The organism is Streptomyces sp. NPDC107559 (assembly GCF_055657365.1).
Genome location: NZ_JBVKBD010000002.1, coordinates 407,843 through 419,149 on the forward strand (window position 1 = coordinate 407,843; position 11,307 = coordinate 419,149).

6 protein-coding genes are annotated in these 11,307 nt (G+C 67.3%); 5 read left to right on the forward strand and 1 reads right to left on the reverse strand.

Features of this window, described 5'->3' with window-relative positions:
- Nucleotides 1-170 precede the first annotated feature (170 nt).
- On the reverse strand, nt 171-1,808 hold the full coding sequence (locus ACZ7OY_RS08430; RefSeq protein WP_471910674.1) for an RNase H family protein: 1,638 nt from the start codon (nt 1,806-1,808) through the stop codon (nt 171-173).
- Between the two features lie 333 nt (nt 1,809-2,141).
- On the opposite strand from ACZ7OY_RS08430, the gene ACZ7OY_RS08435 reads away from it, so the two are divergent.
- From ACZ7OY_RS08435 to ACZ7OY_RS08455, 5 genes are all read left to right on the forward strand, one after another.
- Nucleotides 2,142-4,385, forward strand: a complete 2,244-nt coding sequence (locus ACZ7OY_RS08435; RefSeq protein WP_471910675.1) for an N-6 DNA methylase — start codon at nt 2,142-2,144, stop codon at nt 4,383-4,385.
- The gene (locus ACZ7OY_RS08440; protein ID WP_471910676.1) at nt 4,382-6,373 is read left to right on the forward strand and encodes a type I restriction-modification system subunit M; all 1,992 of its coding nucleotides are present in this window, start codon (nt 4,382-4,384) and stop codon (nt 6,371-6,373) included. The genes ACZ7OY_RS08435 and ACZ7OY_RS08440 overlap by 4 nt, the downstream gene beginning before the upstream one ends.
- Entirely contained in the window at nt 6,370-7,662 is a 1,293-nt protein-coding gene (locus ACZ7OY_RS08445; protein ID WP_471910677.1) for a hypothetical protein, read from the forward strand. Before ACZ7OY_RS08440 ends, ACZ7OY_RS08445 begins: the two co-directional genes overlap by 4 nt.
- On the forward strand, nt 7,659-10,841 hold the full coding sequence (locus ACZ7OY_RS08450) for a type I restriction endonuclease subunit R (RefSeq protein WP_471910678.1): 3,183 nt from the start codon (nt 7,659-7,661) through the stop codon (nt 10,839-10,841). The genes ACZ7OY_RS08445 and ACZ7OY_RS08450 overlap by 4 nt, the downstream gene beginning before the upstream one ends.
- Nucleotides 10,842-10,998: 157 nt before the next feature.
- A complete protein-coding gene (locus tag ACZ7OY_RS08455; RefSeq protein ID WP_471910679.1) occupies nt 10,999-11,271 on the forward strand; it encodes an ATP-binding protein in 273 nt (90 codons plus the stop codon).
- The last annotated feature ends 36 nt before the right edge of the window (nt 11,272-11,307 follow it).

Genomic DNA, 11,307 nt, shown 5'->3' on the forward strand with positions numbered 1-11,307 from the left:
CACTAAAAGCCGGACATCAAGTGCAGGTTCCCTGCAACGAGAGGCTACCTGTGAAGGTTATGTGTGCGAGCGGGGGATAACCAACTGTTCTGCTGTCGGGCGGCGCGACCGGGAGGGCGAGGCCCACCGTCGTGACACTTGTCGCCCGCCTGCCGGATCGAGGCATGCACTCAAGCAGCGACCGAGAAGGGGCCTGCTCCAGAGCCGAGCGAGCGCAGGATCCGCGCCTCTTCCTTCCGCGCTGCGGAGGAAGGGATCCGGCCGTTGGCACGGCGGAGGGCGAGGCCTGCGAAGGCGTCAGCGGTCTCGTTGAGGTCGTGTCCGATGTGGCCTTTGAGCCAGCGGACCTGGACACGGTGACGGTGGCGCACCAGGCGGTCCATCAGTTTCCGGCTCTCCGGAAAGAGGAGGGTGCGGTAGGCCGCTGCCGGGTCGGCAGAGAGCAGGGCCGCGTTGACGGCGTCGACTGCCTCGGTGCTGTCGCACAGGAGGACCACGGGTACGTCCTCGTGTTGCTCGATGAGGCCGAGGGCGGCAGCGCAGATGCCGATGACTTCGGCTTCGCCGCTGCTTGATGCCAGGGAGTCGCCGTATCCGACGGTCCCGTCTTCGGCGGCCCAGCCATAGCCGCACAGTGCGGACTCGTCACCGACGGCGGCGTCGGCGACGGCCACGACGGCAATGTCGGGAAGGTCGGCGAGCATGGCGTAACGATCCCCGTCGGCCGGAACCGTTGCCGCCGGACGTCCACCGTCCCGGCCCTCGCCCGTGTCGACAGGGTGGACGTCAGCCAGGACGGCTGCGAGAGCGCGGTGGCAGTGCGGGCAGCCGTCGGCCTGTTCGGGGCAGCACTCCTGGTGCCTCACGGTCAGCTCGCACACGCTGTGCCACAACTTGGGTTCGGCGTCGGCGAAGCGCGCCAGCGCCGCGGCGCGACACTGCGCGATGAGTTCCGCGAAAGGCCCCGTGGTCATGCAGGCCCGCATCCGGTCATGGAGGTCCGTGACCCGGAGCTGGGCTTCGCGTGCGCGGGCGGCGAGAACCGCGGTGTCCTGGTAGGCGTCGTCGAGAGCGTCTAGTCGACTGCGCCGTACGGAGGAGGTGAGGGCGAGTACGTCCCGTTCCGCCTGACCGATCACATAGCGGCCCCAGGCCAGCGCGGCACGGGCGTGACGGCCCCAACCTTCGACCACCGCGTCGTGCGAGAGGTACGGGTTCTCCTCCTCCTGCGCGTCGCGCAGGAGGGCCTGAACGAAGGCGTCGTCGTCGCAGTCCCGCAGTTCACGCACCGGTGCCGGCAGATCATCGCCTGCGCCCTCCGCTGTCCGGCCCCACGCCCACCGGGCGAGATCGCTCTCCGGCGCCTGCGGTGTACCGTCCGGCAGCCCTCGGTCGCGGAGTTCCTGCCGCAGCGCCTCAGCGAAGGCCGCCGGGGACGCTGTGCGCGCCACCCTCAGCTCCAGCATCTCCACAGGCCGGGGGCGACCGGTGAGGCGGCGGGCACGCTGCTCCTTGTACAGGGCCTCCGCCTGCGACCGGGCCCGTCGCACCTTGCGCGCGTGCGCTCGGAGCCGTCGCAGCCGCTCCGGGGGCTGGACCGAGAGTTCCGCGCGCCGGACGGCCCCGCGAGCGAGGACATCGGCGTGAGCGAGAACGACGGTGATGGGACCGGCGAGCGAAGCGTGCTCCAAGGCCGCGACGGTCTCCGCAGCGCAGATCCCGTTCATTCGCGCAAGGACGGCCTCCTGCAGGGCGGTGAAATCGTCGGCGAAGCGACGGACCAGCTCTATGCGCTCGGTGATCGTCACGATGGCCTTCCAGGTCGCGGGTGGTGTTGAGCGGGGTCGCACATGTCAGGTGCATGGCCGCCCCCTGGGTGGTGATCGATCGCCCGATGCCTGGCCCGAGACACCGCACCCCTCGGCTTCCCGCCGAGAGGAGTAGTGACCGGACAAGGAGTGGGGGCGCTCAAAGACATGGCTATGGCAAGGAAAGTTCGCGCCTCACGCCGGGGAGCATCGCTCACCATCGGAAGCGACTACATCAAAGCATGACCGTGAAAGCACTGTCCAACGGTATTCGTGAGTTGACTCATGCTGTAGGTTGTAACCACGCCGACGACCGGAGCCAGGACCACATCCATGTCACAGCCACCCACAGCACCCGCCCAGGTGACAGCCGCCGAGATCTCCCGCATCGCGGGCGTCACGCGCGCCACCGTCAGCAACTGGCGCCGTCGGCACGAGGACTTCCCGGCACCCTCGGGCGGCACGGACAGCAGCCCGCTGTACGACCTGGAGGTGGTCCGTGCCTGGCTCGCCTCACGCGGACAGCACACGGCAGCCACGCCCAGCGCGGAGCTGCGGACCACCCTGCGCCTTCGCGAACGGTCCGGCGCCGGCACGTCCGACCTGCTCCTGCTGGTTCTGGCAGCCGCCCGCCGCCCCGCCGACGGCCTCACCGGCCTGCTCGCGCTGCCCGACGACGAACTGGTGAAGCAGGTGAACGACGCGGCGGCCGGAGTCGCGGACGTGGTGCCGGACACGGAACCCGTCCGGTTCACCGACGCCGACACAACGATCCTGCGCGCTCTGCTGCTCTGTGTCCGCGACGAGAGCGCGCAGACGACGCTGGGCGTACTGGCGGAGAGGGAACTGGAGGACAGCGCCGCCAGTGGTGCCTATCGGACCCCGGCCCCGCTCGCCGACCTACTGGCCCGCCTCATCCCTGGCTCCCCCGCCCGCGTCCTCGACCCGGCGTGCGGCAGCGGCACCTTGTTGTCGGCCGCCGCCGCGCGCGGCGCGCGCGAGCTGTACGGGCAGGACAGCCTCCCCGTCCAGGCACGGCGGACCGCGGTCGGCCTGACCTTGACGGCCGAGGAAGGCGCGAACGTGACCGTGCGCACGGGTGACAGTCTGCGCGCCGACGCCTTCCCGGACCTCACCGTCGACGCCGTGCTGTGCAATCCGCCCTATGGCGACCGGGACTGGGGCCACGACGAACTGGGCTACGACTCACGCTGGGCGTACGGTCACCCGCCCCGCGCCGAGTCCGAACTGGCCTGGGTCCAGCACGCGCTGGCCCACCTCGAACCGGGCGGCCACGCCGTGCTGCTCCTCCCGCCGGCCACGGCGTCCCGCTCCTCCGGCCGCCGCATCCGCGCCGAGCTGATCCGCAGCGGCGCGCTGCGGGCGGTGGCAGCTCTGCCGTCGGGGGCGGCGATCCCGCTGCACATCGGCCTGCAGGTGTGGGTGCTGCAGCGGCCGGAACCGACCCGGCCGGCGTACCAGACGGTGCTCTTCGTCGACACCGTGGGCGAGCCCGCGGCACCAGGGCGCGGCGGGAGCCGAACCGGTGCGGTGGACTGGGCGCGGGTCACCGAGCAGATCCTCTCCGCGTGGACGACGTACGCCGAGGACCCGGACGGGTTCGAGGCGCAGGCGGGTGTGGCGCGGTCAGTGAGCGTGGTCGACCTGCTCGACGAGGTCGTCGACGTGACCCCGGCTCGGCAGGTGCGTGCGTCCCAGGCAGACATCGACCCGCAGGAACTGGCCGGTGAGGCCGCGGCGACCCGCGAAGGGTTGGCGGCGGCAGTACGGACGGTGGCCGAGCTGGCTGGCAGGGCGTCGTGGGACGCCGCGGGGGCTTCGGCCCGCGAGTGGCGCACCGCCACGGTGTCGGACCTGGCCCGGGGCGGGGCGCTGAAGGTTCTGCGTGCGGTCCCGGTCTCACCACGGGCGATGGCCGCGGAGCCTGAGGGCGCTGAGGCCGGCGCCGACAGCGGGGAACACTGGCCGGCTTTGACGGGCGGCGACATCGCCCGCGGAACCGAGCCGACAGGACACGTCCTGGACGTGCAGGCCGAGCAGATGCCGGAGATCGCCGTGGGCGACGTCCTGGTCCGCAACCTGGTCGGCGGCACAGGCGCCGTGGCCCGGGTCGCGGGCGAGGCGGAGGCCGGCGTCCTGCTCGGCGCGGGCGTCCACCTGTTCCGGCCGGACCCGGCGCGTCTGGACCCCTGGTTCCTCTTCGGCTTCCTCAGCTCCGAGGCCAACCTGGCGGGCGCCTCGACCGGCAGCTCGACGCTCCACCTCAGCCCGGGGCGGCTGCGCGTACCGCTGCTGCCGCTGGCGGAGCAGCGACGCTATGGCGACGCGTTCCGCCACGTCGAGGCGCTGCGTGAACAGGCACGGCGCGCAAGGGACCTGGCCGAGGAGACGGCACGGCTCGTGAGCGGGGGGCTCACGGGCGGGCAGTTGCTGCCGGACCCCACCGAAGCTTTCGAACTCCCCCCACACTTGATGCGGACGGACGAGGAACGAACCCTCCCTCCGCGCTCGCAGTCATCCGTACCGGCCCTGGAAGGGAAGCGGAAGAAGTCTTGAACAGCAGCAAGCACACGGAGTTGGCGAACCACGCGTGGTCCGTCGCCGACCTCCTGCGGGGGGACTACAAGCAGTCCGACTACGGCAAGGTCATCCTGCCGTTCACAGTGCTGCGGCGGCTGGAGTGCGTGCTGGCACCGACGCGCGACAAGGTCGCGGAGATCGCGGAGCAGCACAAGGACAGCGACATCGACCCGGACCGCTTCCTGCGCCGGGCCTCGGGTCACGCCTTCTACAACAGGTCCAGCCTGACTCTGAAGAAGATCGCTGCGGACCCGCAGAACGCGGCCAAGAACCTCGCGGTGTACGTGGGGGCGTTCTCCGACAACGCCCGCGGTGTGCTGGACCGGTTCGAGTTCGCCCAGCAGATCAAGCGGCTGGACAGCTCGGGGCTGCTCTACCAGGTCATCGGCAAGTTCACCGACCTGGACCTCCGTCCCGAGGTCGTGCCCAACCACAACATGGGTTACATCTTCGAGGAGTTGATCCGCCGCTTCTCCGAGCAGTCCAACGAGACGGCCGGTGAGCACTTCACGCCGCGTGAGGTCATCCAGCTGATGGTGCGGTTGCTGGTCGCACCGGACGGCGACGCGCTCCAGCTTCCGGGCGCCGTACGGACGGTCCTCGACCCCGCCTGCGGCACGGGCGGCATGCTCTCCGCGATGGACGACCTGATCACGGAGCTGAACCCGGACGCCACGGTGGAGGTGTACGGGCAGGAGCTCAACCCCGAGTCGTGGGCGATCTGCCGGTCCGACCTCATGATCAAGGGCCAGGACCCGGAGAACATCGCCTTCGGCAACTCCTTCTCGGACGACGGCCACAAGCGCAAGACCTTCGACTACATGCTGGCCAACCCGCCGTTCGGTGTGGAGTGGAAGAAGGTCAAGGACGAGGTCGAGGCGGAGCACAACTCGCTCGGCGACGCGGGACGTTTCGGTGCGGGCCTGCCGCGCATCAACGACGGCTCGCTGCTGTTCCTCCAGCACATGATCGACAAGATGAAGCCGGTGGACGTCGACGGCGGGGGCGGTTCGCGTCTGGCGATCGTCTTCAACGGCTCGCCGCTCTTTTCGGGCGGCGCTGGCTCGGGCGAGTCGGAGATCCGCCGCTGGATCCTCGAGAACGACTGGCTCGAAGGCATTGTCGCCCTGCCGGACCAGCTCTTCTACAACACCGGCATCTCGACATACTTCTGGATCCTGACCAACCGGAAGAGCCCTGACCACAAGGGCAAGGTTGTCCTGCTGGACGCCCGCGACCAGTGGCAGAAGATGCGCAAGTCTCTCGGCGACAAGCGCAAGCAGCTGGGCACGGACCACATCGCCACGGTGGTCAAGCTGTACGGCGAGGCCCTGGCCGTGGCGAGCGACGCGGAGCACCCGTTGCACGGCAAGGTGAAGGTCTTCTGTAACGAGAACTTCGGCTACCAGCGGATCACGGTGGAACGCCCGCTGAAGCTGCACTTCGAGGTGTCGGAGGAAACGCTGGCGGCGTTGGAGGCGTCCAAGGTCATCCAGAAGCTGCCGCAGGCTCCTGCCCTTGCGAACGCCTTCAAGTCCCTGATGAGCACGGGCTGGGGTACAAAGCAGGAGGCTTGGCTGGCGCTGAAGGACGCGGTGGTCCAGGCCGGCGGGACTTGGCCTACGGGAGCGCCGTTCAACAGAGCATTGCGGGAGGTCATCGGCGTCCGGGATCCGGAGGGTGAGGTCCAGCTCGTCAAGGGGCAGTCCGAGTCGGATGGGGAGCTGCGGGACTACGAGAACGTTCCACTTGGTGAGGACGTCGAGGAGTACCTGGCGCGGGAGGTTCACCCGCATGTACCGGACGCGTGGATCGACCACAGCAAGACGAAGGTCGGGTACGAGATTCCGTTCACGCGGCACTTCTATGTGCATGAGCCGCCGCGGCCACTGGCTGAGATCGATGCAGAGCTGAAGGCGTTGGAGGCGCAGATCCGGGGGCTTCTTGAGGAGGTGACGGAGTGACTTTCGATCTGGCCATTGAAACAGCAAGTCGGCGGTTGCCCAACACTTGGCGGTTCGAGCCGTTCCGACGGCATGCCATCCTCGTAAACGAGACGAACGCGAACAGGTCCATGCCCCTACTTTCGCTTGCTTCAACCGGTGTGATCCAACCACGAAGCGAGGACGGCGGTTTGGGAAAGCAGGCACCGTCGGAATCAACCATCGAAAGATACTGGATCGCCAGGCCAGGAAACCTAGTGGTTAATCCCATGTGGCTGACCGGTGGCGGCATCGGCGTGTCACACATCACCGGCGCAGTCAGCCCTGACTATCGCGTCTATCGACTCGGAAACGACCTACACCCAAACTTTGTACATCACCTCCTGCGAAGTGCCCCATACCGCGATCAGTACCGCCTGTATACTCGAGCGGACACAACCTTCGATCGTCGGGTATCCAAGGAGAATTTCCACCCCATGCCCCTGCTCATTCCTCCACTGGAAGAGCAACGTCGCATCGCTGAATTCCTTGACGTCGAAACCGACCGAATCGACGCGTTGAGGTCGCTGAAGCTGAGCCAGCAGATACTCATTCGCGAGAGGTTCAACACGGAGTTGATTCACCGTGTACTCCCGCCTGATACCCGCTCTAACTGGCGCGCAACCCGTGTAAAGTACATGTTCACGGAAGTACGCAACGGCGTATGGGGCGATGAACCGCTCGGTGATGGAGCCGATGTCCATTGCGTTCGGGTCGCCGACTTCGTTCGGGACCGGTTGCACAGCACTTCACATGCCCCGACGCTGCGTCACGTAGAGCCCAATCTGCTGCGCGGGAGAATCCTGTCTCACGGGGACGTACTGCTGGAGAAGTCTGGCGGCGGCGAAGCCAGCCCCGTCGGATTCGCTGTGACTTTCTCTTCTCAAGAGCGATCCATTTGCTCAAACTTTGTTTCCGTCCTACGTCCAGCAAATGACGTATACCCCAGATATGCTGGCCTTCTCATGGCCGCTCTCTATAAGGCTGGCCGGAACATTCCATTCATCAAGCAGACGACAGGGATCCAGAACCTCGACAGTGAGGGGTACCTCGCACAAGCCGTTGCAGTTCCCGACTTCGCTCAGCAGCAAGCGCTGTCGCGTCAAATCGATCACGATCTTGAGCTTGTCAACGGCGTCGGAGACAGGCTAAGCAAACAAATTTCTCTCCTCCAGGAACGCCGCCAATCCCTGATTACTGCCGCCGTAACCGGCCAGTTCGACGTATCCACCGCCAGCGGCCACAACGTAACCGAAGGAGTCTCCGTATGAGCCCCGTGCACGACGAGTCCTCCTTCGGGTCTCACATTGTTGCCGCCCTCTGCGAGCGAGGCTGGCGGGAGGCCAACCCCGAGGACTACCGGGCCGACCTCGGGCTCGACACCAACGAGTTGTTCACCTTCATCGGTGCGACCCAGCCCGACGAGTGGGACGAACTCCTCACCGTCTACAGCGGCAACCCCAACGAAGCGCAGCGCGGTTTCGCCCAGCGCCTCGACCGGGCCATCGCGGACGACGGGCTGCTCCACGTGCTCCGCAACGGCGTGAAGGACCGCGGAGTGCGGCTGCGCGTCGCCTACTTCGAGCCCAACCTCGTCTCCGACCCCTCCGTCCTCGACGGCTACCGGGCCAACCGTCTCTCCGTCGTCCGGGAACTCCCCTACGCCACCAAGCAGGCCGACTGGGGGCACCGGCTCGACCTGACCCTGTTCCTCAACGGCATCCCGGTCGCCACGGCCGAGTTGAAGAACCCGCTGACCGGGCAGGGTGTCGAGCAGGCCAAGGAGCAGTACAGGACCGACCGCGACCCGACCGAGCTGATCTTCACGCGGCGCGTCATCGCTAACTTCGCCGTCGACCCGGACCTCGTTTTCGTTGCGACGCAACTGCGCGGCATGAGCACCCGGTTCCTGCCCTTCAACACCGGCTCGGAGGGCCCCGGCCAGCCCGGCGGGACGGGGAACCCTCCATCTACGACCCCCTTCGCGCACAGCACCTCGTACCTCTGGGAAAAGGTCTGGCAGCGGGACAACTGGCTCGACCTCCTCCAGCGTTTCGTGCACCAGCAGAAGCACAAGACGCCCGGCGGAAGCACCACCAAGTCGACGATCTTCCCTCGCTTCCACCAGTGGGACGTGGTCCAGAAGCTCACCGCGCACGCGTCCGTGCACGGCGCCGGCCAGAACTACCTGATCATGGCCTCCGCCGGGTCCGGCAAGTCGAACACCATCGGCTGGCTGGCCCACCGCCTGAGTGACCTGCATGCCCGCAGGGACCCGGCCGTCCTGCGGCCCGACGCGCTCGCGAGCGGCCGTATCAAGCCCGGTGAACCCGTCTTCGACAAGGTCATCGTCATCACCGACCGCCGGGCCCTGGACGCCCAGCTCTCGGCGACCGTCGGCAGCTTCTCGCAGACCGACGGCCTGGTCGTGAAGATCGACGAGAAGCACGGGGCGAAGAGCGAGCAACTGGCCCGCGCCCTCTCCCGGGACACCGGGAAGATCGTCACGGTCACCCTGCACTCGTTCCCCGCGCTGCTGGACTACATCAAGCGCAACCCCACCGAGATCAAAGGCACCCGCTTCGCGATCATCGTCGACGAGGCGCACTCCTCGCAGTCCGGCGACGCCGCCACCGCCGTTAAGTCGGCACTGCGAGATCTCGGCCTGGACGCCGACTCGGACGACGAGGGCGCGACCACCGTCACCATCGACGACAAGCTGAGGGCGAAGGCGGTCGAGCGCTCCCAGGCCGCCAACCTCTCCTATTTCGCCTTCACCGCCACGCCGAAGTCCAAGACCCTCGAACTCTTCGGCACGGAAAACGTGGAGAACGGCAAGACCGTCTACCGCCCCTTCCACACCTACTCCATGCGCCAGGCAATCGAGGAGGGATTCATCCTCGACCCCCTGCGCAACTACGTCACTTACAACACCTACTGGAAGCTCGCGAACCTCAACCACGACGAGAAGGAGGTCGACCCCTCCAAGGCGAACAGCCTGCTCGCCCGGTTCGCGCTCATGCACGAGCACACGGTGTCCCAGCACGCCCAGGTGGTAGTCGAGCACTTCGTCGCCCACAGCCGGGGCCGACTCGGCGGACGGGCCAAGGCGATGGTGGTCACAGCCTCCCGGCACTCCGCCGTACAGATGGCCCGCGCCATCCGCAGCTACATCGCCGACCGCGAGTACGACACGAAGTACCCGGACCTCGGCGTCCTGGTCGCCTTCTCCGGGTCCCTCACCATCGACGGAGAGGAGACCACCGAGAGCAAGGAGAACGGTGGCCTCTCCGAGAGCGCGTTGCCGAAGGCATTCGGCTACACCCGCGCCGACGACAAGGCCGCGAAAGCCGGCGGCAAGGGCCAGCAGGAGTACCGGATCCTCGTCGTCGCCGAGAAGTACCAGACCGGCTTCGACCAGCCGCTGCTGACGACGATGTATGTCAACAAGACACTGACCGGCATCGCCGCCGTGCAGACGCTCTCGCGTCTCAACCGCACGGCCGACCGCAAGTCCCAGGCCGACCTCGCCGTCCTGGACTTCGTCAACGACGCCGAGGACATCAAGAACGCCTTCCGCCCGTACTTCGAGGAGGCGCACACCCTGCCCTCCGACCCTAACCTCCTCTACACGGCACAGAGCCGCGTCATGTCCGCGCCGATCATCTCGGAGCAGGACATGGACGAGTTCGTCGCCGCGTACCTGGAGGCGCAGGAGAAGGCCGTCGGCTCCCAGGTCAAGTGGGAGAAGCTGCATGCCGAGTTGTACCGGCTCCTGTCCCCCGCGGTCGTCCGTTTCACCGCCCTTCTGGAGAGCGATGAGGAGGACGACGTCGAGGCCGCCGAGAAGTTCCGGGCCAACCTCAACGACTACGTCCGCAAATACGGCTTCCTCGCGCAGATCGTCCCGTACCAGGACCCGGAGTTGGAGCGCCTCTATCTCTACGGGCGCTACCTGCTCAACCGGCTCCCCCGTCTCGCGGACGGCGGGGTCGACATAGGCGAGGTCGACCTCAGCCACCTGCGCGTCGAGAAGACCGGCGAGCACGACGTGTCCCTCAACTCCGAGGGTGCGGCCGAGCTCAAGGGCTTCGGTGACGGGGCAGGCGGCGCCAAGGACGCGGAGAAGTCACTGCTGTCCGACCTCATCGAGAAGTTCAACACGAAGTTCGGCACGGAGTTCACCGAGGAGGACGTCCTCCCGGCCTTCAACGCCACCAAGAAGGACCCGAAGGTCCGGGCCGCCGCCCTCGTCAACGACGAGGAGAACTTCGGCATCGTCTTCGACAAGAAGTTCGAGGAGAACATGATGGACCATGTCTCCACGATCGACACGCTTGGCAAGCGCTACTTCGGCGCGGACCGGGACTTCAAGTCCAACCTCGACCGCAGTGCGCGCCGCGCGGCCTGGCGGATGATCCGCCGGGAGGAAGGGCTGGACGACTTCTGAGGGGATCGGGGCCCGGCGCGGATGCTCGCACCGGGCCCTGAAGCCTGCGTTTACGATTCAGCCGCAAGCAACGAGTCCCACGAAGTGGGTCCACGCTTGTGCCCCGACCGCCAGTCGCTCCCCTTGGCTCTGCGCGGAACGGCTCGACTCCTGGAGCGTGCCGTACGGCAGCGAGGAGCACGACGTGCCGAGCCTGCTGCTTTCCGAGCTCACCGCCAACGCCGTCACCCACGGCCATGTGCCCGGCCGCGACTTCCGCGTCCACCTCCTTGCCCTCTCCGTGCCTGCCCCTCAATCCCTCACCGTCCGCGTGGAGGTCACCGACACGCGAGGCGACGAACTCCCCGCGCCCGCTGCCGATGCCGCCGTCGGCTCCGTCCGCACCGGCGGACGTGGACTTCCCCTGGTCGGGGCCCTCGCCGACCGGTGAGGCTGCGAACCGCGCCCGGACGGTCCCGGTAAAACG